At 40.7% G+C, this 23379-nt stretch carries 20 protein-coding genes and 1 tRNA gene; 9 read left to right on the top strand and 12 right to left on the bottom strand.

Features of this window, described 5'->3' with window-relative positions; genetic code table 11:
- Nucleotides 1-141 precede the first annotated feature (141 nt).
- The 3 genes from purA to fbp all read left to right on the top strand — a co-directional run bounded on the left by purA (nt 142) and on the right by fbp (nt 3552).
- Nucleotides 142-1440 (top strand): adenylosuccinate synthase, encoded by a 1299-nt coding sequence (gene purA / locus IHV77_RS10835; protein WP_194811962.1) that lies wholly within the window; start codon nt 142-144, stop codon nt 1438-1440.
- 80 nt (nt 1441-1520) lie between these two features.
- Complete coding sequence (locus tag IHV77_RS10830) at nt 1521-2252, top strand: DUF484 family protein (RefSeq protein WP_194811961.1); 732 nt, start codon at nt 1521-1523, stop codon at nt 2250-2252.
- A gap of 295 nt (nt 2253-2547) precedes the next feature.
- Nucleotides 2548-3552, top strand: a complete 1005-nt coding sequence (gene fbp / locus IHV77_RS10825) for a class 1 fructose-bisphosphatase (RefSeq protein WP_194811960.1) — start codon at nt 2548-2550, stop codon at nt 3550-3552.
- Nucleotides 3553-3766: 214 nt separating this feature from the next.
- On the opposite strand, the gene lptG is transcribed toward fbp, so the two are convergent.
- Both lptG and lptF read right to left on the bottom strand, forming a co-directional pair.
- Complete coding sequence (lptG, locus tag IHV77_RS10820) at nt 3767-4843, bottom strand: LPS export ABC transporter permease LptG (protein WP_194813283.1); 1077 nt, start codon at nt 4841-4843, stop codon at nt 3767-3769.
- A gap of 8 nt (nt 4844-4851) precedes the next feature.
- On the bottom strand, nt 4852-5946 hold the full coding sequence (lptF, locus tag IHV77_RS10815; RefSeq protein ID WP_194811959.1) for an LPS export ABC transporter permease LptF: 1095 nt from the start codon (nt 5944-5946) through the stop codon (nt 4852-4854).
- A 133-nt stretch (nt 5947-6079) separates the two neighbouring features.
- On the opposite strand from lptF, the gene IHV77_RS10810 reads away from it, so the two are divergent.
- The gene (locus tag IHV77_RS10810; protein ID WP_194811958.1) at nt 6080-7555 is read left to right on the top strand and encodes a leucyl aminopeptidase; all 1476 of its coding nucleotides are present in this window, start codon (nt 6080-6082) and stop codon (nt 7553-7555) included.
- Nucleotides 7556-7836: 281 nt separating this feature from the next.
- Here the strand turns inward: IHV77_RS10810 and IHV77_RS10805 are convergent, their stop codons facing one another.
- Genes IHV77_RS10805 through IHV77_RS10785 form a run of 5 tightly spaced genes read right to left on the bottom strand, consistent with a single transcriptional unit; the run spans nt 7837 to nt 10886 of the window.
- A complete protein-coding gene (locus IHV77_RS10805; RefSeq protein WP_194811957.1) occupies nt 7837-8457 on the bottom strand; it encodes an energy-coupling factor ABC transporter ATP-binding protein in 621 nt (206 codons plus the stop codon).
- Nucleotides 8444-9091: an energy-coupling factor transporter transmembrane component T gene (locus tag IHV77_RS10800; protein ID WP_194811956.1), complete on the bottom strand. Its 648-nt coding sequence runs from the start codon at nt 9089-9091 to the stop codon at nt 8444-8446. The genes IHV77_RS10805 and IHV77_RS10800 overlap by 14 nt, the downstream gene beginning before the upstream one ends.
- A complete protein-coding gene (cbiM, locus tag IHV77_RS10795; protein ID WP_194811955.1) occupies nt 9088-9708 on the bottom strand; it encodes a cobalt transporter CbiM in 621 nt (206 codons plus the stop codon). Before cbiM ends, IHV77_RS10800 begins: the two co-directional genes overlap by 4 nt.
- Complete coding sequence (locus tag IHV77_RS10790) at nt 9708-10193, bottom strand: carboxypeptidase regulatory-like domain-containing protein (protein WP_194811954.1); 486 nt, start codon at nt 10191-10193, stop codon at nt 9708-9710. The genes cbiM and IHV77_RS10790 overlap by 1 nt, the downstream gene beginning before the upstream one ends.
- Before the next feature lie 12 nt (nt 10194-10205).
- Nucleotides 10206-10886, bottom strand: a complete 681-nt coding sequence (locus IHV77_RS10785) for a DUF4198 domain-containing protein (RefSeq protein ID WP_194811953.1) — start codon at nt 10884-10886, stop codon at nt 10206-10208.
- Between the two features lie 80 nt (nt 10887-10966).
- Between IHV77_RS10785 and IHV77_RS10780 the strand changes: the two genes are divergently transcribed.
- Nucleotides 10967-11371, top strand: coding sequence for a Cd(II)/Pb(II)-responsive transcriptional regulator (locus IHV77_RS10780; protein ID WP_194813282.1), 405 nt, complete (start codon nt 10967-10969; stop codon nt 11369-11371).
- Nucleotides 11372-11432: 61 nt separating this feature from the next.
- Here IHV77_RS10780 and pntB read toward each other — a convergent pair whose 3' ends face one another.
- The 3 genes from pntB to pyk form a co-directional block, all read right to left on the bottom strand.
- A complete protein-coding gene (gene pntB, locus IHV77_RS10775; RefSeq protein ID WP_194811952.1) occupies nt 11433-12857 on the bottom strand; it encodes a Re/Si-specific NAD(P)(+) transhydrogenase subunit beta in 1425 nt (474 codons plus the stop codon).
- Between the two features lie 10 nt (nt 12858-12867).
- A complete protein-coding gene (gene pntA, locus IHV77_RS10770) occupies nt 12868-14409 on the bottom strand; it encodes a Re/Si-specific NAD(P)(+) transhydrogenase subunit alpha (protein ID WP_194811951.1) in 1542 nt (513 codons plus the stop codon).
- Nucleotides 14410-14761: 352 nt separating this feature from the next.
- The gene (pyk, locus tag IHV77_RS10765; protein WP_194811950.1) at nt 14762-16198 is read right to left on the bottom strand and encodes a pyruvate kinase; all 1437 of its coding nucleotides are present in this window, start codon (nt 16196-16198) and stop codon (nt 14762-14764) included.
- Between the two features lie 220 nt (nt 16199-16418).
- On the opposite strand from pyk, the gene IHV77_RS10760 reads away from it, so the two are divergent.
- Nucleotides 16419-16495: transfer RNA gene (locus tag IHV77_RS10760), tRNA-Val, on the top strand.
- A gap of 103 nt (nt 16496-16598) precedes the next feature.
- Here the strand turns inward: IHV77_RS10760 and IHV77_RS10755 are convergent.
- Complete coding sequence (locus tag IHV77_RS10755; protein WP_194811949.1) at nt 16599-17828, bottom strand: MFS transporter; 1230 nt, start codon at nt 17826-17828, stop codon at nt 16599-16601.
- Nucleotides 17829-18016: 188 nt separating this feature from the next.
- Between IHV77_RS10755 and IHV77_RS10750 the strand changes: the two genes are divergently transcribed.
- Genes IHV77_RS10750 through IHV77_RS10740 form a run of 3 tightly spaced genes read left to right on the top strand, consistent with a single transcriptional unit; the run spans nt 18017 to nt 20913 of the window.
- Nucleotides 18017-18721 carry a FadR/GntR family transcriptional regulator gene (locus IHV77_RS10750; RefSeq protein ID WP_194811948.1) on the top strand — a complete coding sequence of 235 codons (705 nt, stop codon included), beginning with the start codon at nt 18017-18019 and terminating at the stop codon, nt 18719-18721.
- A complete protein-coding gene (locus IHV77_RS10745; RefSeq protein WP_194811947.1) occupies nt 18714-19784 on the top strand; it encodes a Gfo/Idh/MocA family protein in 1071 nt (356 codons plus the stop codon). The genes IHV77_RS10750 and IHV77_RS10745 overlap by 8 nt, the downstream gene beginning before the upstream one ends.
- Before the next feature lie 19 nt (nt 19785-19803).
- Nucleotides 19804-20913 carry a Gfo/Idh/MocA family protein gene (locus IHV77_RS10740; RefSeq protein ID WP_194811946.1) on the top strand — a complete coding sequence of 370 codons (1110 nt, stop codon included), beginning with the start codon at nt 19804-19806 and terminating at the stop codon, nt 20911-20913.
- Between the two features lie 62 nt (nt 20914-20975).
- Here the strand turns inward: IHV77_RS10740 and uvrB are convergent, their stop codons facing one another.
- The gene (uvrB, locus tag IHV77_RS10735; RefSeq protein WP_194811945.1) at nt 20976-23012 is read right to left on the bottom strand and encodes an excinuclease ABC subunit UvrB; all 2037 of its coding nucleotides are present in this window, start codon (nt 23010-23012) and stop codon (nt 20976-20978) included.
- Between the last annotated feature and the right edge of the window lie 367 nt (nt 23013-23379).

The following is a 23379-nucleotide window of genomic DNA, read 5'->3' as shown; positions in this document are numbered from 1 at the left end:
CTCCGTTACGTCTGAAAACAGAAGATACGAAAATGCCGAGCATTCCGAACAAACCGGTGCAGAAATAAAGTTTTAACAGGGTCAAAATAAAAAGTTTGACTATTCATTTAATCTTTCAACCAATTTGAAAAAGGTGAAATCATGGGAAAAAGTGTTGCTATCCTAGGCGCTCAGTGGGGCGATGAAGGTAAAGGCAAAATCGTTGATTTATTAACGGATCGCGTGAAATATGTAGTGCGTTACCAAGGCGGTCATAACGCCGGTCATACGCTTATTATTAACGGTGAGAAAACCGTGTTGCGTTTGATTCCATCAGGTATATTACGCCCGAATGTAACCTGCCTGATCGGTAACGGTGTCGTACTCTCCCCTGCTGCATTAATGCAAGAAATGGGCGAATTGGAAAGCCGTGGTATCAACGTGCGTGAGCGTTTATTAATTTCCGAGGCTTGCCCGTTAATTCTGCCTTATCACGTTGCAATGGATCACGCACGTGAAGCCGCACTCGGCAAAAAAGCAATCGGTACGACAGGTCGCGGTATCGGACCTGCTTATGAAGATAAAGTTGCCCGCCGTGGCTTACGCGTGGGGGATTTATTTGATAAAGAAACCTTTGCTGAAAAACTCAAAAACATTCTTGAATACTATAATTTCCAATTAGTAAACTATTACAAAGTAGATGCGGTTGATTATCAAAAAACTTTAGAAGATGTCATGGCGGTCGCCGATGTTATTACCGGTATGGTCGCAGACATCACCACTATCCTTGATACCGCACGCAAAAATGGTGACAACATTCTATTTGAAGGTGCACAAGGCACGATGTTAGATATCGACCACGGCACTTATCCGTACGTAACCAGCTCAAACACTACCGCCGGCGGTGTAGCAACCGGTGCAGGTTTTGGCCCGCGTAATCTTGATTATGTACTGGGTATCATCAAAGCTTATTGCACACGCGTAGGTGGTGGTCCGTTCACAACGGAATTATTTGATGATGTCGGTGCCGAAATTGCACGTAAAGGGAATGAGTTTGGAGCAGTAACCGGTCGTGCGCGCCGTTGCGGTTGGTTCGATGCGGTGGCAATCCGCCGAGCAATCCAACTTAACTCAATCTCAGGCTTTTGTATGACAAAATTAGACGTATTAGACGGCTTTGATGAAATCAAAATCTGTGTGGCATACAAAATGCCAAACGGTGAAATTGTGGAATATGCGCCGCTTGCAGCCAAAGACTGGGAAGGCGTAGAACCTATTTACGAAACCTTACCGGGCTGGAAAGAAAATACTTTCCGTGTAACTGATATCAATAAATTACCACAAAACTGCCGTAACTATATCAAACGTATTGAAGAAGTTACCGGCGTGCCTGTAGATATTCTTTCTACCGGTCCTGATCGTGTTGAAACCATGATTTTACGCGATCCGTTCGGTGCATAATTTTGCAGTTGTAGGGCGTATAATCATATACGCCCTGCTAATATTTAGTGGTAAACGACAACCACAGTCCCGACACCATCATGAATACACAAGACATTATTACTTATCTCAAAACACATCCCGATTTCTTCACACAACACCCCGACTTATTAGAAACATTAACGCTATACCATCCGCATAAGGGCTCAATATCGCTCGTTGAAGCACAATTGGCGCAACAACGTAAACAAATCACCACATTAACTTCACAGCTTGAAAAACTTCATCAACTTGCTATCCAAGAAGCCGATATTTTTTTCGCTTTAATGCCGTTGCAAAAGAAACTTTTTCAAACGGAGGATTTTCTTTCGGCAGAAAAGAAATTGGATCAATGGGCAAAATCTTATGAATTGGACGGTGCTAAAATTCTGCTATTTAGCGACAGCTGGGAAAAAGACGATAATTTGCCTGCTCATTACCGAATTGACCGAAAAGCCTTTGAAATTATTCGGTTAGAACGCTTTGGCTTACGTCGGTTTTATTTGGGAGATTTAAGCAATAAAGAAAAATCCTTAATGTTTTTAGCGGAAGAATTTCCTATCGGTTCCATTGCTTGCTGCCTACTCGGAACAAAAAATACGCATAAACCGACCGCACTTTTATTGTTTCGCTCTCGTGATACGCAGCGTTTCCACAATGGACAAGACATTTCATTTCTCAAACACCTAGTCGATATCGTTGATATTCACTTATCAAGATGGTTACAGGAAAAAAATCGGATATTTAAAAATTCAGCGTTCAGAACAAGTGTGAATAATCTCGCTATTATGTAGCACTTGCACAAAACATCGTAAAGAGCATTAGGCGAAGCTAACTAACCTACCCAACCCCGATAAATATTGAATATAAAATTCTCTTTGCGCAACTGATACATAATACAGAATAATCTCTTAACAAGGGAAAAGAAAAGGCTTGTGATGACATTTTTTATAAAATCGTCGATCTGTCAATCGTTTTTTGAAAAAAATAATTTGTGATCAAGATCCCATTCTGAAAAATTGACTTTTTTGTGAAAAATTCAAATCGCATATAATTCCCACCGAACTGTGTAAAATCAAGAGGAACAGTATGAAAACATTAAGTGAATTTATTGTAGAACGCCAAGCGGAATACCCTAATGCAAAGGGGGAATTGAGCGGTATTTTGTCATCCATTCGTTTATTGGCGAAAATTATTCACCGTGATATAAACAAAGCAGGCTTAACAAACATTTTAGGGCAATCCGGTGTAGAGAACGTACAAGGTGAAAGCCAAATGAAACTGGATCTTTTTGCTCATAACACGATGAAAGCGGCATTGATGGCCCGTGAAGAAGTGGCAGGTTTTGCCTCGGAGGAAGAAGAAAGTTTCATCGCATTTGATACCGAACGGGGACGTAATGCAAAATATGTAATTCTCACAGATCCGCTTGACGGTTCGTCCAATATTGATGTAAATGTTTCCGTGGGAACGATTTTCTCCATCTATCGCCGTATATCTCCTATCGGCACGCCGGTAACCTTAGAAGATTTTCTCCAGCCGGGAAACAAACAGGTCGCTGCCGGCTATATTGTGTACGGTTCATCAACGATGTTAGTTTACACCACTGGGCACGGCGTGAATGGTTTTACTTACGATCCGTCCATTGGCACTTTTTGCCTATCTCATGAAAATATGCAAATGCCGAAAAACGGTCGTATTTATTCTATCAATGAAGGGCAATACCTCAAATTTCCACAGGGTGTGAAAAAATATATCAAATACTGCCAGGAAGAAGATAAATCGACACAACGCCCTTATGTATCCCGTTACATCGGCTCCCTTGTGGCTGATTTTCACCGTAATTTATTAAAAGGCGGGATCTATATTTATCCAAGTGCAACCACTTATCCGGAAGGGAAATTGCGCTTACTTTATGAAGGAAATCCAATCGCATTCTTAGCAGAACAAGCCGGCGGTTTGGCAACTAACGGCTATCGCAGAATTTTAGACATAGAACCGAAAGAGTTACACGAACGCGTACCCTTATTTGTCGGCTCTGAAGAAATGGTGAAAAAAGCGCAAAAAATGATGGAAGAATTTAAAGAGGGCTAATCATCTAAAAAAAGTGCGGTCAATTTCTTTGATGTTTTAAAACACATTTAAAATTGACCGCACTTTTTATATATTGAAAATCAATGGTATTTGTATCAGAAACCGTAGGGTGGGCAAATTTTTTGCCCACCGTTTCAACCTCGATATTTTCGGTGGGCAAGCAAATTTCTCCCCCCTACCAAATAAATATTAGATTGTTGTGCGACAGATGGAATCAATCCCGCTTTCTGCTCAGTAACCACCAAATAATGGCAATAAATAATAAACTTGGTATCAATGCGCCAAACATTGCCGGCATATTATAAACAACGCTCAGTTGTCCGAAAATTTCGTTCACCACATAAAACAAGAAACCGAAACAAATTCCCGTTACGATCCTCGCCCCTGCGGTAACACTTCGTAAAGACCCGAAAATAAAGGAAAGTGCCAGCATCATCATCACTCCAACTGAAATCGGTTGGAAAATTTTACGCCAAAAAGTGAGTTCAAAACGTCTTGCATCTTGTCCCGTTTCTTTCAAAAACGCGATATATTCATACAATCCGCTAACCGACAGTGATGTCGGGCGCAATGAAACCGCGCCCAATTTATCCGGTGTTAAATTCGTTTCCCATCGTTCGGATAATCGATTCGTATTAGAAATTTGCTCTTGCCCGATAACTGAATGACTGACTTGGCGTAGCTCCCATTTACCTTCTTCCGGTAAATAAGTTCCTTGGTTGGCGTGTTTTAAACCGATAAGACTTCGATTGTCATCAAAGCTGTAAATATATACGTCATTCAGCTTCGCCTCTTCCGAAACTCTGCGCACAAAAACAAAATTCTGACCATCTTTTGCCCAAACACCGTTTTTTACGGAAAGCATTGAACCGCCGGAAATTGCACGTGTACGCATATCTCTGGCAAATTGCTCTGTTTGCGGAATTCCCCACTCTCCAATAACCATGGTTAAAATAACCAACGGTAATGCCGTTTTCATTACCGCCAAACCGATTTTAAAACGGGAAAATCCGGCAGATTGCATTACCACCAATTCACTACGGCTAGCAAGCCCGCCAAGCGCAATTAATGCCCCAAGTAATGCAGCCATCGGGAAAAAAGTTTCGACATCTTTCGGCATCGTTAAAAATGTGTAGGCAACCGCTTGTAACACATCATAAGAGCCTTTTCCTACACTTCTAAATTGCTCTACAAATTTAATAATTGCCGATAAACCGACAAGCGTTAATAAGGTTGCAAAAATCGCCCCTAAAATGCTTTTACCAATATAACGGTCTAAGGTATTCATCATCATTTGGCTTACCTTTTTCGGCTAAAAAAACTACGGAGTTTATACATCGGCGCACTATCCCACCCATTCAGAATAATACCGAGCAATAAGAAGGCGATATTGACGATTGGCATAAAAATCGCCGCATCTAATTTTCCGGCTGAACCGGCGGATTTAAATGAACTCTGTAATAAGAAATAGATAAGATAAAGCAACAATGCGGGTAAAATTTTCGCAAAACGACCTTGACGGGGATTGACGCGACTAAGCGGCACGGCAATTAATGCCATCAATGGCACGGCCAAAACCAAAGAGATACGCCACTGTAATTCGGCTTTGGCTGCCGGACTATTTTGCTTCATCAATTTATCTGATGAAAGTGTTGCCGCTTCATCGGATTTACTATCGGTGGATTGATAACCTAAATAGGCTTGGTAGTCATCAAAATGTGTAATACGTAAATCAGGCAATGCCGCCGTGCCTTCAACTCGCTGTACATTTTGTAAATTCAATACTTGATCACCATTTGGCAATGCTTTCAATTCACCGTTTTCTGCCGTCACTACAGAGGGTTTGGATTGTCCCTTAGGCGTGGTTTGGAATAAATAAACATCATTAATTTGACTGCCTTTGATACGATCAATAAACAAAACAAAATCATTGTTACCGGTGGACATAAACTGCCCGGAAGAAAGGGCTCCCATGGTTGGATTTGCCTTAGCCTCTTCTACAATCGTGCTTTGCTTTTGAATCGCCCAAGGGGAAAGCCATAAGGCGTTATAAGCGGCAAGCCCCGCGGTGAATAACGATAATAATAACGCAACCCGCACTAAGATTCGTTGCCCTACACCGCAAGCACGCATTACGGTAATTTCACTTTCCGCATATAAACGCCCGAAAGTAAGTAAAATCGCAATAAACAAGCACAATGGCAACATCAACTGCGCCATCGCCGGCATACCTAAACCCAACAAAGAAAAAACTAAGTCCGCCGGTACTTTACCATTTGCCGCCGATCCCAACACACGCACAAGTTGCTGAGAAAAAAAGATCACCAGCAAAATGAACAAAATCGCCACTTGGCTTTTGAATACTTCTTTTGTTAAATATCGAGTTAAAATCATCTTATTACGTTATTATTCATCATTATAGTGAATCGGGAAAAAATGCGAATGAACGCCCAATAACCCTAGATAAAACCGGTCGCATATGATACCTTATTTTCGCTAAATTAAACAGACAAAATAAGGAAATCAAATGAAATATCAAGCAAAACCGACCGCACTTTCTCAAGCTGTAGAATGTATCTTAATCGGTGTGTATGAGAACAACGAATTTTCAAAAAGTTTCAGTGAAATCGACCACGCCACACAGGGCTATCTGAATCAATTAATCAAATCAGGCGAACTTACCGGTAAATTAGGGCAAACCCTTTTACTGCGCGATCTTAACGGCATTGCAGCAAAACGTGTACTTATCGTTGGCTGCGGACAAAAGGGAGAACTGACAGAACGCCAATATAAACAACTCATTCAAAACACCCTAAAGGCATTAAAAGAAGCAAATATACAGGAAGCCGTTTCCTATTTAACAGAAATTGAACTTAAAAATCGCGATCTCTACTGGAATGTACGTTTTGCCATTGAAACTATCGAACATACCAATTACCAATTCGATCAATTCAAATCTAAAAAAGCAGAAGCACCAAATTTAAAAAGCATTACATTCAACACCGATTGCACACAGGCAGAACTTGCGATTACTCATGCACAAGCAATTGCCGCCGGTGTGAAAGCGGCACGTGATATCGCCAATATGCCGCCGAATGTGTGCAACCCTGCTTATCTTGCGGAACAAGCAAAAAATTTAGCGGAAAAATCAACCGCACTTTCACTTGATGTAATTGATGAAAAAAGAATGGCGGAACTCGGTATGAACGCCTATTTAGCCGTTTCTCGCGGTTCCGCAAACCCTGCTTATATGTCTGTTCTTCACTTTAACAATGCACCCGATAAAAACGCTAAACCTATCGTCCTTGTCGGCAAAGGTTTAACCTTTGATGCAGGCGGCATCTCTTTAAAACCTGCCGCCGAGATGGATGAAATGAAATACGATATGGGCGGCGCAGCTTCCGTATTCGGCACAATGCAAGCCATTACAGAATTAAATTTACCGCTCAACGTCATCGCAGTTCTTGCCGGCTGTGAAAACTTACCGGACGGCAACGCCTACCGCCCCGGCGATATTCTCACCACAATGAACGGCTTAACCGTAGAAGTGCTAAATACAGACGCCGAAGGTCGCCTTGTGCTTTGCGATGCCCTCACCTATGTAGAACGTTTCGAACCGGAATTGGTCATTGATGTGGCCACCTTAACCGGTGCTTGTGTCGTGGCATTAGGTCAACATAACAGCGGATTAATCTCCGAAGATGAAAATCTGGCAAATGATTTACTCAATGCCGCACAACAAACTAATGACAAAGCATGGCGTTTACCATTGAGCGAAGAATACCAAGAACAGCTCAAATCTCCATTTGCAGATCTCGCCAATATCGGCGGACGTTGGGGAGGCGCAAGCACCGCCGGCGCATTTTTGTCTAACTTCACAAAAAAATATCGTTGGGCGCATTTGGATATCGCAGGCACCGCCTGGCTTCAAGGCGCAAATAAAGGTGCAACCGGTCGTCCGGTTTCTTTATTGACGCAATTTTTGATTAATCAAATAAAATAAAATCTAACAAGAATAACCGGTATTATGCATCAGTTGCACAAAGAGAATTTTATCTCCAATATTTATCGGGGGTAGGGTGCGTTAGCTTTGCGTAACGCACCGTTTTATCATTAAACCCTCAATTGGTGCGTTACGGCTTCGCCTAACGCCACCCTACGGTGATTTGTGCAAATGCTACATATACCGAGAATAACCGCACTTTTTCTATATCATCAAAGTGCGGTTACGTAATTTATTATATTTGTCTAAACGATCTAATAAATCCGTATTTTTGACAGCAATTATAAAGCGATAATTTCATCTGCTAATTGATGAATAAATCCTTGATGATGAGATGAAATAAGCATTGGTAAGTTTAATTCACGCAAAAGTGCGGTCAATTTTTCGATATTTTTGTGATCAAGTCCATTTGTTGGTTCGTCTAATAATAAAATTTGGGGTTGCATAGCCAATACGCCGGCGAGGGCGGTAAAATTTTTCTCGCCACCGGAAAGCGTATGTATCGTTCGATCTTTTAGATGTAAAATACCAAGTCGCTCCAACTGCTGTTCCCCTATCCTATAGGCTTGTTCGCGAGATAAATTTTGGTTTAGCGGGCCAAAAGCCACATCGTCCAATACGGTTGGTCCAAAAAGTTGATCATCTGCATTCTGGAAACAAATACCGATATTGCCTCCTCGGAACGGTGCAAAATCTTTTTCACTGCGACAGGTTTTGCCGAATAATCGGATCTCCCCTTTTGAAATCGGTATAAAACCAAGCAATGCCAGCAACAATGTTGTTTTGCCGGCACCAATTTCACCTTGCACAAAAATTCGTTTTTTCTCTTCAAGACAAAAAGTCAAATTTTGAATTATCGCCTTGCCGCTGCGTTCGATATAAAGTTCTTTAACCGTCAACATTCGATTTTTCCTTCTTTTTTCCAAATTGAAAACCACGGCATTTCAATACAATTTGTGCTACTTCAGCTTTCAATAATGCATGAAGTAAGAGTAACGCCACATTTTGAGCCGTTACATAAAGCGTTCGGCGATTGAACCCGGCACGGAATCCGCGAGCACGCATTGCGATATCCATTTTTTTGCGAACTTCACCAAGTAATGCAATATAGCGAACTGTCAGCACGAATAATTGCACCAATTTTTCCGGCAAAGGCAACTTTCCAAGCGCTTGTAATAGCACCACATCGTTGATATTCCATAAAAAAAACCATAGGGAAAATAATAAAAGATGCATTCGCAAACTCAGTATTTTTGCCAACTGAATCCCTTGAAAATTCAATTCAACGCCAAGTTCACCTATTCGCCAGCTTAATGTCGCCCATATCAGAGTGATAAAAATCAGCAAGGCAAACCAAGGTTTAAGATAGCTGAAAAAAGACTTTGAATGACAACCCAGCATTATAAAAAAAGCGCTCATCACACCGATATTTAGCATGATGAGCCAAGATAAATCGTGCAAACCGCTAATCATCAATCCCCAAATAAAGAGATAAATCAATCTAAAGTGCGGTTGAAAAAAACGGTGAATTTTCATAATGTGAATGAGGCGCGGTTTAAAGCCTGAGGATACATTTTAGCGAGTAATGAGAGTACGCCCACACTGATAATGCCATCTAAAATAAATACCGGTAAGTGAGAAACGAACAACAGCCAAACAAGATCTATGTAGCTTTTTCCGCCATCCAGCACTAATGCCAAAGCAGCCAGTGCCCCAGCGCCACCAACGCCGACTATACCTACGCCAATTCCTGTGAATAATCGGTTTTTTAATGTCATTTGAGGTTTCAAACGTGAACGGAAAAGGTAATGTGCGATCAATGCCGGTATTGCCATAATGCAAAGGTTCACACCTAGCACGGCAAAGCCGCCAAAAGAGAAAAATAAAATTTGCAATAATAACGCGATAAGAAAAGCGGGGAAAACCGTCCAACCAAGAAATAATCCCGCCATTCCGTTTAAAATTAAATGTACACTGCCGATACCTATCGGGATATGAATTGTTCCCGCTACAAAAAAGGCGGCGGCAAACAAGGCGGTAAGAGGCAAACGTTCCGCCTCTAAACGGCGTAATCCCAGAACAACTCCCAATGTGGCAATAGTAACTCCCGCTAATAAAATCGGGGGATGTAATACACCTTCAGATAAATGCATTATGCACATCCTTGTTTGATTTTACGCGCATTCCACCACGCAAGAAGTCCTGCAATACCGGCAATATAGCCGATTCCTCCGAGAATATCGTGAAGATAAATTTTATCTTTTAAATGAGCTATATCTTCACGCAATAGCGTTAAATCGGCACCATTATTGTTTGAAGGGATAACACGATCCGCAACCACCGCGACACGGTGTCCCTCTTCGCCTTCCACCACCACCTTTAGTGCCGTATTCGCTACATCAGGAACAGCAATATTAAAAGCACCTTTGCCATCTGTTTTAGCATTTAAAATCGGCTCATTGGCTCCGGAACGAAATACTTCTAAATAAGTTTCCGCAGCCGCCGTCATATCCGAATAATAAGCCTTTCCCGAAAGGGTTTGCCCGTCATATTGGGCAAACACATAAAGCGCATGAGCGTAGGCATTCGGAAAGTACAATACCGTTAAAAGTGCGGTGAAAAATGACAAAATTCTCATTTCTCTCTCCAATTATTCCGCATCAAAAGTCAGCATATATTCGATAGAACGACGATCATAGTCCGGGTTATCCGTAATCTTCTCGGCAAACTCCGCCCAAACTTTGTTATATCCTTTGCTTGGTGTAAATTCCGCAATACCTTTTTCATTGGTTAAATTAAAGGGCGCATCTTCGCCAACCCCCACCTTAATACCTTGCACCGGTTTTCCGTTATGCAACACTAAAATTGAAAGCGGCTTACCGGCTTGCGCTTTGGTTTGCGGAATTAACTCGTAGGTAACATTATGCGCTTTGAAGGCTTGTTCATTCCATTTTAAGATGGCTTTACCAAGTTTCATCGGGTTAGTGCTGAATTCTGCGCCAGGTTCTTCACGTTTTGTTTTTTCCACATATTTCCCACTTGGCAATTTTGACCACACGCCGTTATTGAACTGAATAAACACGATGTCGGATTTCGGCGTTAAATAGGCTTCACCATTTTTAAATTCATAATCAAGTGCGGTCAATTTACCCTGAGGATTTAAGATTTGAATAGACTGAATTTTATGTTTTGGGTAGGTTTCGGTTTCTAAATGACCAAATTTCATTACATATTCACCTTGTGACGAAATAGGCTCAAGCCACACATTGTGAGCATTTGCAGAAAAAGCCAAAAGTGCGGTCAATCCCAGCGTCATTTTTTTTAATTCCATTTTTTTCTCCTTACTGTGAAATTTTTACCTATGATAAAATATGAAGTAACTTCACAGTCAAGCAAATTTTTAGGAAAATGATGAAAATAGGTCAACTTGCCAAAGCATTAAATTGCACCGTAGAAACCATTAGATTCTATGAAAAACAAGGTTTACTCCCTCCCCCGCAACGCACAAACGGTAATTTTCGGAAATATAATACCGAACACATACAACGCCTTTCCTTTATTTGTAATTGTCGCAGTTTGGATTTATCGCTAAAGGAAATTAAAACACTCATTTCATTGGAAAATCAAAGTGAACAACGTTCTGAAGAAATGAATAAATTACTTGATCAACATATTAAAGATATTGCGAAACGCATTCACGAATTGGCACACCTGAGGATGAAATTAATCGAATTAAGGGAGAAAACCGCTACAACCGATGAAGATCCTATGAAATTATTATTACAACATAGCGGAGTAAGATTTGTTCGATTGTAGCATTAGATAAAAAAGCCGCACTTCGATCTTCTCCAAAGTGCGGTTATTTTTTACGATGTTTTTAAAGTGCTTTTAAAATGTCTTCAACACGATCTTTTGCATCACCAAAGAGCATTTGTGTATTCTCTTTGAAGAATAATGGATTTTGCACACCGGCGTATCCTACTGCCATTGAGCGTTTAAATACGATCACGTTTTGTGCTTTCCAAACTTCCAATACCGGCATTCCGGCAATCGGGCTGTTCGGATCTTCCATTGCAGCAGGGTTGACAGTGTCATTCGCACCGATCACCAATACTACATCGGTATCTGCGAAATCATCGTTGATTTCATCCATTTCAAGCACTACGTCATAAGGCACTTTCGCTTCCGCTAAAAGGACATTCATATGTCCCGGTAAACGCCCTGCAACCGGGTGAATACCAAAGCGTACGTTTACGCCGCGTTCACGTAATTTCGCGGTAATATCCGCAACCGGATATTGCGCTTGCGCTACCGCCATACCATATCCCGGGGTGATGATAACGGAACTTGCATTTTTCAATAATTCCGCCACTTCTTCGGCTGTGGTCTCACGGTGTTCACCTTGTTCTTCATCTGAAGACACTTGAACATCATTACCAAAGCCACCGGCAATTACACTGATAAATGAACGATTCATCGCTTTACACATAATGTAAGAAAGGATTGCGCCGGAAGAACCGACAAGTGCACCGGTTACAATGAGTAAATCATTGTTCAACATAAAGCCTGCCGCCGCCGCAGCCCAACCGGAATAAGAGTTAAGCATAGAAACCACGACCGGCATATCCGCACCACCGATAGAAGCAACCAAGTGCCAACCGAATGCTAACGCAATCACAGTCATTAATAATACAGGGAAAATGCTTTCCGGATTTCTTAAGAATGCGATCATAAGCAATACGGACACCACAATGGCGGCTAAATTTAATTTATGACGATGCGGCAACATTAACGCTTTAGAGTTAATTTTGCCACTTAATTTGCCGAATGCCACGACAGAACCGGTGAAAGTTACCGCCCCGATAAAGATACCAAGGAATACTTCCACGTTGTGAATGTTACTTAATACCGCTTGTTCTGCGATAAATGCCGCTTGTGCTGCGGCATCTAAGTTCTCAGGTACCGCCGCTTCATTGTGCAGACCATAGCTATTAAAACCAACCAATACGGCAGCTAAACCAACAAAACTATGCAAAATGGCGACAAGCTCCGGCATTTCTGTCATTTCAACTTTTAATGCGCGTTGAACACCGATAACACCACCAATAATCATCGCAATGATGATCCAAAACGTCCCTTCGGAATGAGGCCCAAAAATCGTTGCAACCAACGCAATTGTCATACCGACAATACCGAACCAACAACCTGCTTTTGCGGTTTCATGTTTAGAAAGCCCCGCTAAGCTCATAATGAAAAGTAATGCTGCTAAAATATACGCAGCCTGTACTAAACCTTCAGACATTGCGATCTCCTTAACCTTTTCTAAACATTGCTAACATACGTTGTGTCACGCGGAAACCGCCGAAAATATTGATACTCGCAACTAAAATTGCAACGAAAGCAAGCAGATCAATAAAGAGGTTTCCTGTCAGCTTGCGAATTTGCAATAGCGCCCCTACGATAATAATTCCAGAAATTGCATTAGTTACTGCCATTAATGGTGTATGTAACGCATGACTTACGTTCCAAACCACGTAATATCCCACCACACAAGCTAATACGAACACCGTAAAGTGCGATAAGAATACGGCAGGTGCGACAGAAGCAAGCCATAGAAAAAGCGCGCTTACTCCAGCCATCACACCATATTTCACACGAGGATCTAACGGCTTCGATTCTTTTTTCTCGCCAGTCTGCGCTGTCATTTTTGATTCTTGTTTTGGTTGAGCAGAGACTTGAATTTGTGCCGGCGGAATCTCTTCCCCATCACGAACCACAGTTACGCCACGTAGCACAACATCATCAAAATCGATATTAATGTTGCCGTCTTTCTCTTTACACAAAAGTTTCAACAAATTCACCAAGTTTGTGCCGTAGAGTTGAGAAGATTGCGTTGGTAAACGACTTGGGAAATCCGTATAACCAATAACTTTTACTTGATTTTCTGTTGTTACTACGGTACCTGCTTGCGTGTATTCACAGTTACCGCCCGTTGCCGCCGCTAAATCGACAATTACGGAGCCCGGCTTCATCGAATCTACCATTTCTTTGGTAATTAAGCGTGGTGCAGGTTTGCCCGGAATTGCAGCGGTGGTGATGATAATATCCACTTCTTTTGCTTGTTCTGCGTAAAGCTCCATCGCTCGGCGATTAAATTCTTCCGACATCACTTTCGCATAACCGTCTCCACTTCCCCCTTCTTCTTTGAAATCAATTTCTAAGAAGCTGGCCCCCATACTTTGCACTTGCTCTTTTACTTCAGGACGTGAATCAAATGCACGCACAATCGCACCTAGACTATTTGCCGCACCGATTGCCGCTAAACCTGCCACACCCGCACCAATAATCAATACTTTTGCCGGAGGCACTTTACCAGCCGCAGTAATTTGACCGGTGAAGAAACTGCCAAATTCATGTGCAGCTTCAATCACAGCACGATAACCGGAAATATTCGCCATTGAACTTAATGCATCTAAAGCTTGTGCACGTGAAATACGTGGCACGGCATCCATCGCAAGAACATTAATTTTCTTTGCCGTGAGTTTTTGCATTAATTCCGGATTTTGCGCGCGCCAAATAAAGCTTACGAGGGTTGCCCCTTCTTTCATTTGGATAATTTCCTCATCTGTAGGCGGATTTACTTTAAAAATAATATCCGATTTCCAGATGTCATCTGCCGAACCGACTTTCGCGCCTGCATCTAAAAATGCCTGATCCTCAAAACTTGCTTTAAAGCCCGCATCGTGTTCCACGATCACGTCAAAGCCCAATTTCAGGATCTGCTGAACCGTTTTCGGCGTTGCCGCCACACGGCTTTCATTATCAAGCAGTTCTCTTGGTATACCAATTAACATACTGTTTACCTCTGTTTGATGGTTGGGTTAATGATTGTGTTGAACGAATATACATCCATTCTTTCTGTAAATGACAAAAGCCAAACAGCGTTAAATGTATCATTGTTCCAATAAAACTTGGTAGCGTTTTTTAACTGTTTTTATAAGATATTGTGATAGGGATCACAAAATGAAATGAGGAAAGAAAGGTAATTTATTACCGAAATAAAAATAAGCGAATAATAAATCAGACACCAAGTACGGTATTCCTATGTTCGTTTAAAATAATGACTTATGTAATTTCTACCTAATACCGTCTAAATCATAAAAAAACGGTGGAAAAATCCACCGCTCTTTTACTTAAACTTATAGACTACTCAACAATTAAAGTACGACATACATTAGTGTGTTTAATTGACTCATCACCTTGAGTTAATAGCACTAAGTCACCTGAATTTAGGTAACCTTTTTCTTTTAACAACGCAATTGCCGCTTGAGCACCGTTCGCACTACGAGATTCAACATCACTGAACACCGGCGTTACGCCACGATATAAAGAGCAAAGGTTCAATGTCTCTTGATTACGGGATAAAGCAAAGATCGGTAAACCCGAACTAATACGGGACATTAACAATGCCGTACGGCCGGTATGAGTTAACGCAACGATTGCAGCAATACCTTTCATATGGTTTGCAGAATACATTGCAGACATTGCAACGGCTTCTTCAATATCAGTAAATTCTTTATCCATACGGTGACGGGATACATTCACGCTAGGCATTTTTTCCGCCCCTAAACATACACGCGCCATTGCCGCAACCGTTTCAGCAGGATATTGACCCGCGGCAGTCTCCGCAGAAAGCATTACCGCATCAGTACCGTCTAATACCGCATTCGCAACGTCCATGACTTCCGCACGGGTTGGCATCGGATTACTAATCATTGATTCCATCATTTGAGTCGCCGTGATTACTGCGCGGTTTAATTGGCGTGAACGACGAATTAATTTTTTCTGAACACCAACCAATTCAGGATCACCGATTTCAACCCCTAAATCACCACGAGCAACCATAATGACATCAGATGCCAAGATAATATCATCCATTGATTCGTCATCAACAACGGTTTCCGCTCGCTCAACTTTTGCGACGATTTTTGCATTTAAGCCTGCTTGCTGCGCCAATTCACGCGCATAGTTCAAGTCTGCACTTGAACGAGGGAAAGAGACGGCTAAGAAATCAACACCGATACGTGCAGCAGTAATGATATCCGCTTTATCTTTTTCGGTTAGCGCATCAGCGGATAAACCACCGCCTAATTTATTAATACCTTTATTATTTGATAATGGACCGCCAACCGTCACTTCGGTGAAGACTTTTGCACCTTCGGTAGATAACACTTTTAATTGAACACGACCATCATCTAATAAAAGAATATCACCCGGAACAACATCTTGCGGAAGGGTCTTATAATCTAAACCGACGGCTTCTTGATTGCCCTCACCTTTTGGCAATTCCGCATCAAGAGTAAATTTATCTCCGACATTTAAGAAAATTTTGCCATCTTTAAAAGTAGATACACGAATTTTAGGACCTTGTAAATCGCCTAAGATCGCTACGGTTTTACCTAATTTCTTTGCGATAGAACGAACACGTTCGGCACGCTCAATATGATCTTCTGGCGTACCGTGAGAGAAATTCATACGCACAACGTTTGCACCCGCCGCAATAATTTTTTCAAGATTGTTATCGCGATCAGTCGCAGGCCCCATAGTACATACAATCTTCGTTCTTCTTAGTCTTCTAGACATTAATTCTGCTCCGTCAATATTTATATTTTAAATAAATTCACCCAAATACCTCGGGTGAAGCCAATCGGCGCGCATTATACGCTGAAAAAAAGCCAAAATCAAAAAGAGTTATAAACTTCCAGCCGAGTAATTTTGGTTAATTTTTTATCGTTCGTAACAAACATCAGAGAAAATCACTTGTCTTTATACAAAAAACTGTTTATTATCCGCTGCGTTTGACGCGACTATAGCTCAGTTGGTTAGAGCACCACCTTGACATGGTGGGGGTCACTGGTTCGAGTCCAGCTAGTCGCACCATATTTTTAATATCTCTGTTCAACGAATGAGATTTTTCTTATCAACAAAAAGTGCGGTCAAAATTTTTAGTGTTCTGAGCGCACTTTTACTTTTCAATAAATACTTATTTGTTTCTCATACTTTCTTGAATACGTTCAGGAATTCTTAGCCCGACTAAGCTCACTAGCAATAGCGTCCAAAATAATGTGACATAGACCAAAGATGAGCCTAAACCGACACGTTCACTTAATGCGGCTGCAATAACCGGAGCAATACCACCACCAATAGCAGCAAAGTTATAAATGAAACCAATACCGGTACTTCTCATTTCTGTTGGAAAAAATTTAGCCATATATTTCGGAACTAAACCGGCGATCCCCAAGTTTGTTGCAAGTAAGAAAAATAATAATATCCCGAGGATAAATTCATTATTTTTCGGTAAATAGAATACAGGGAAAAGGAAACAAAGTGAGAGCAATAAACTATAAACAAACGTTTTCTTTTCACCTAGCTTATCTCCTACAAATCCGGCAATTAGCGTGCCTACAAGAATGCCGAATCCGGCCCAAAACATTAATGATTTTACATTTTCAGCATAGCCATTTTCTTTTAAATAAAGTGGCAATAATCCTATTACGGGCCAATTTACCGAAAAAATTGAATAACAAATGAAAAATACAATAAGTGTTATTGGTAATTGTTTCCTAGAAAATAACTGAGCCAATGGTACTTTTTTCACTTTTCCTTCAGCTTTTGCTACCGCCCATTCCTCACTTTCCGGAGCGTGGCGGCGTATATATAGCACAAGTATAACCGGAGCCAACCCAACAAAAAATGCGATCCGCCAACCATAAGAAGCCGCAATCCAAGGAATGATTTGAGAAGCTAAAATATTCCCAATAGAAAAACCGCTGACTAAAAATGCACTGGCTTTAGTGCGTAAATGTTGCGGCCAACTTTCAATAGCGTAAGAGGAAGAACAGGCATATTCCCCCGCCATCCCCATACCAACAATCATACGAAATATGAAAAGCCAAATATAACTCGTGGATAAGCCACATAAAAATGTCCCGACCGAATAAACTAAAATCGAAACAATCATAGCTAAACGACGACCATATTTATCCGCAAAACTACCAAAAATTGCTCCGCCTAACGGACGAGCAACAAAAGCAGCCAATAATAATGTTGAAGTTTCTGTTGTACTCATGGAAAATTCTTTCTGAATATCCAAAAGCACATAAGTGATCAACATATAATCAAATCCGTCGAAAACATACCCTAACCATGCAGCAAATAATGCTTTTTTTTGGATAGGACTTACTTCTTTGTACCATGGTAATGTTTTTGCCATAGTAGCCTCCTTTAATACGAGTAAAATTTGTGGAAGAGATCACAGAATTTAAAATTACTACAACTTTCTGCTTGCATAAACAAAGATAAGACGTATGATGTCTTATGTCAATGAGATGAATTAAAGAAGAATGAGAGCCAGATCACAAATTTGAAAGAAAGTATCTAAGCTAATGAGAACAATAAAAAATGAAAGCAAATAAAAAAGAAGCCAGCCTTGAACTTCAAGACAAAATTAAGGCATTAATCATTAAACGAAATTTAAAATCCGGCGATCTAATGCCAACAGAAAATGAATTGATCGAATTACTTGATGTGAGTCGTTCCAGCTTACGAGAGGCCATTAAATCTCTTGAAGCCTTGCATATTGTAGATATTAAACATGGTGTGGGAACCTTTGTCAGTAAATCATCACTGATTCCAATGATTCGTGGACTGAGTTTTCATACCCAACTTAATTTACGTTCGGATTTGAACCAACTCATCAATATTTTAGATATTCGAGAAATTTTGGAATACGGTTTTACACCAATGGTTCTTGCCAAAATAACAAATGAAAAAGTGACCGCACTTCAAAAATACATAACCAATATGGAAAAAAATGCAAAGAATCAAAAATTCTCACCAAAAGATGAATACCGCTTGCATCTGGAACTTTATGAACCGCTTAATAATCCTCTGCTACTGCAGTATTTAGATGCATTTTGGCAAATTTATCACGAAGTGGAAAAAGATTTACCGGAAATACAGCTTTCCGCCCAACAAATGGCAATGTTACACAAAGAATTAATAGATGCAGTGGAAGCTCGCAATCTTGTACGAATGCAACGAGCCATTTTGCACTATTTCAAAGGAATTAGACAACGTTTATCACAAGGAGAGGAAAATGAGTAAGACTCTTAATGTCGCATTAATCGGCTGTGGTTTTTTTGGTTCGCAACTTGCTTCTGCATTCTATAAAGCTGGTGCAAATTTAATTGCGGTGACGGATATCAACCCCACTCTTGCAGATAAATTAGCCCAACAATATCAAAGTTGTGTTTTTCCTAGCACAGAAGAATTGCTGGATAAAAGTAAGCCGGATCTCGTTATTATCGCTACACCTAATTATGCGCACTACTCACCGGCTGTTCTTGCTCTTAATGCAGGTTGTGATATTTTTATCGAAACACCTTTTACTTTAAGCACTGCTCATTGCCAACATTTAATTAATTTAGCAAAAGAACAACATCGCCAAATATTTATCGGCTATTTAGAACGTACTCTTCCCGGTTTATTACGGGTTAAACAAATATTAGATAATCGTCTACTTGGTCAAATCACAGTTGTACGAGCTGTACGCCAACGCTGGATTGAAAATTTAAGTAATAAAGAATGGTGGAAACTTGATACTAATTTAACCGGAGGTGAACTTTTCCATTTAATTCACGAATTAGATTTATTATGTTGGTTAGTGGGAAATATACAATCTGTTTATGCTCAATCTACTAATATAGCCCACAAAGATACACCTGATAGCCATGATGTTATTCAGCTACTCTTTCACTTTAAAAACGGTGCTTTAGGCTCTTTAGAAATGGGAACAGCTTATCGCCAACACCAGTGGGAGATACAAATTCACGGTGAAAAAGGGATGATCGACATAAACTTTTTTACCTCCAGCGTCACTTTCACTTATGCAGACGGAAAAACCGAACATTATGATTTATATGAAGAATTTGAAGCTGATTTATCCTTGCGAGATAGTTCAAAAGGTATACAGCAATACAACCAACCCCATACACTTTGCCCGCTTTGGTTAAGTCGAGCCGCAGAAATTGAAGCACTTGATGTAGTGAAACATTTACGTAATGAAACGACTTCCCCCTTAAGCCAATGTATTGGTGACTCAATTCAAATCGCAGAAGCAGCAAAGTATTCAATGATTGTTAAAGAACGAATTACCCTCAAAAATTAACTCAAATAAGGAGTCTAATATGATTAATTACGGTGTTGTAGGAGTAGGTTATTTCGGAGCAGAACTTGCACGTTTTATGAATGAACAGGAAGATGCCCGTATTTCCCTGGTATATGATCCGGAAAATGGCAACGCAATTGCAGAAGAATTGCAATGCGAAGCAGTCTGTTCATTAGAAGAACTAGTTACATCCTCTAAAGTTGATTGCGTAATTGTCGCTACACCAAATTATTTACACAAGGAACCGGTTTTATTAGCGGCAAAAAATAAAAAACACGTTTTCTGCGAAAAACCAATCGCATTAAATTATCAAGATTGCGATGAAATGGTTCGTGCTTGTGAAGAAAACGGAGTGAAATTCATGGCAGGTCACGTAATGAATTTCTTTAATGGTGTTCATCATGCAAAAAAGCTAATTAATCAAGGCACTATTGGCAGAGTATTGTATTGTCATACCGCTCGCAATGGTTGGGAAGAAGAACAACCGACAATTTCTTGGAAAAAAATCCGTGAAAAATCAGGGGGACACTTATATCACCATATTCACGAACTAGACTGCGTTCAATTCCTGATGGGCGGTATGCCAAAAACGGTAACCATGGCGGCTGCTAATGTTGCACATAACGGTGAAAAATTTGGTGATGAAGACGATATGATTTTTGTCACAATGGAATACGAAGACAACCGTTTTGCAGTGCTTGAATGGGGCTCTGCATTCCGTTGGGGTGAACATTATGTATTAATCCAAGGAGAAAAAGGGGCAATTAAAATTGATATGTATAACACCAAAGGAACTTTACGTGTGGATGGAAAAGAAACTTATTTTCTTGTACACGAAAGTCAAGAAGAAGATGATGATCGCACCCGCATTTATAACAGTACTGAAATGGATGGGGCGATTCAATATGGCAAACCGGGCAAACGTACCCCAATGTGGTTAAGCTCAATTATGAAAAAAGAAATGAAATACCTAAACGATATTATGCATGGTATGCGCCCTACCGCAGAGTTTGAAAAGCTATTAACCGGTGAAGCCGCACGCGCAGCTATTGCAACGGCTGATGCTTGCACCCGCTCCCGTTATGAAAATCGTAAAGTTGCGTTATCCGAAATTATAGGTCAATCGTGAGAGCAAGTGCGGTCAATTTCTATCTACTTTCAAAACATTAGTGAAACTGACCGCACTTTTCTCTACTCATTCATAACAAACTTTTCTCTCAGCTGATGGAGCTGATCACGAATTGCGGCAGCTTTTTCAAATTCCAAGTCTTGCGCAAATTTGTACATTTGCTGTTCCAATTTTTTAACCTGATGTTGATATTCTTTTGCATTTTTCGGCGCATTGTAAAGTGCGGTCGGTTCGGCAATGATTTTACCGCGTGATCTACTTTTTCCTTTGGTTGTAACACCTTGTCCGATATCAAGCAATTCACCGACTTTTTTATTTAGTGCTTGTGGAACAATGCCTTGTTCCTCATTGTATTTCATTTGTTTTTCACGGCGGCGGTTGGTTTCTGTGATGGCTTTTTCCATTGATTTTGTGATGCTATCCGCATACAGAATCGCTTTTCCTTTCAAGTTTCGTGCCGCCCGGCCAATCGTTTGAATAAGCGAGCGTTCCGAACGTAAAAAACCTTCTTTGTCCGCATCAAGAATTGCCACTAATGACACTTCCGGAATGTCCAATCCTTCACGGAGTAAATTGATTCCGACCAGCACATCAAATTCTCCCAAACGTAAATCACGGATGATTTCCACACGTTCTACGGTGTCTATATCCGAGTGCAAATAACGCACGCGAATGCCGTGTTCATCTAAATAATCCGTAAGATCTTCCGCCATTTTTTTGGTTAGCGTAGTGACTAAAACCCGCTCATTTTTGTCCGCTCTTTGACGAGCTTCGGAAAGTAAATCATCCACCTGAATAGAAACCGGACGAATTTCAATTTCCGGATCGAGTAGGCCCGTCGGCCGCACGACTTGATCGATAATTTCATCACCGGATTTTTCCAATTCATAAGGTCCGGGCGTAGCGGATACATAAATCGTTTGCGGAGCAAGACGTTCAAATTCTTCAAAACGCAATGGACGATTATCCAATGCCGATGGCAGGCGGAAACCGTATTCCACTAAGGTTTCTTTACGTGAACGGTCACCACGATACATTCCCCCGATTTGGGGCACGGTAACATGAGACTCATCAATGATGAGGATCGCATCGGATGGCATATAGTCGAATAAAGTCGGGGGCGGTTCTCCCTCATTCCGACCTGAAAGATAACGCGAGTAGTTTTCAATGCCGGAGCAATAGCCAAGCTCATTCATCATTTCAATATCAAACATTGTGCGCTGGCTAATTCGTTGTTCTTCCAACAATTTATTTTCTTTAATGAAATATTCGCGGCGTTGTACCAGCTCCTCTTTGATTTTTTCAATTGCATCTAAAATGCGTTCGCGTGGTGTTACATAGTGCGTTTTCGGGTAAACCGTATAACGTGGAACTGTCCCTAATCCCTGTCCGGTAAGCGGATCAAATAAACTCAAACGCTCGATTTCATCATCAAATAACTCAATACGTATGGCGATATCGTCCGATTCAGCCGGGAAAATATCAATAATCTCACCACGCACACGGAATGTTCCGCGCTGAAAGGCTTGATCGTTGCGCGTATATTGTAATTCCGCCAGTTTTGCCAAAATTTGACGCTGATTAATAATTGCCCCTTGTTGCAAGTGCAACATCATTTTCAAATAACTATCGGGATCGCCCAAACCATAAATCGCGGAAACCGATGCGACTACGATCGTATCGCGGCGTTCCAAAAAAGATTTTGTTGCCGAGAGGCGCATTTGTTCGATTTGATCATTGATGGAAGCATCTTTTTCAATAAAAGTATCGCTACTCGGCACATAGGCTTCCGGCTGATAATAATCATAGTAAGAAACGAAATACTCTACTGCATTTTCAGGAAAAAACGCTTTCATTTCAGCATAAAGCTGTGCAGCAAGGGTTTTATTCGGGGCAAGCAACATTGCCGGGCGATTGAGTTTTGCAATCACATTAGCGATGGTAAATGTTTTTCCGGATCCCGTTACCCCGAGCAATGTTTGATGAGCCAAACCATCATCTAAATTTTCTGCGAGTTTTTCAATCGCTTGAGGTTGATCACCCGAAGGTTTGAAATCTGAGTGAAGAATAAAAGGTTTACTATTAATTTTTTCTGTCATAAAAAGTGCGGTTAAAATTTGATAAATTTTTGTCGGTGTTATTCTAGCATATTCCTCCCTTTGATTGAGGGAAAAAGATAAGTTTTACACAGTGTTAGCGCTGTCAAGAGAAAAAGTATAAAAAATCCGTAAAAAATTTTAATTTTTTTACTGGACTTTATCTAAGATATTGAAAAATAAAGAAATGCTATTTTGCAACCAATTTTTGCTCTGCCCCCTAAATCCCCAGTATTTATCAGTATTCTGTGATCTTAAGTGCTATTTAATCCACAAAGTTATCCACAGGCTTTGTGGATAGAAATTTGTGGAAAGAAAACATGGAAAACAAATCAGATAAATTTTTTTGAACTTTCTCGTATCATCCATT

Source organism: Rodentibacter haemolyticus (genome assembly GCF_015356115.1).
GTDB classification, from domain to species: Bacteria; Pseudomonadota; Gammaproteobacteria; order Enterobacterales; family Pasteurellaceae; genus Rodentibacter; species Rodentibacter haemolyticus.
This window is presented reverse-complemented; position numbering and strand designations above follow the sequence as displayed.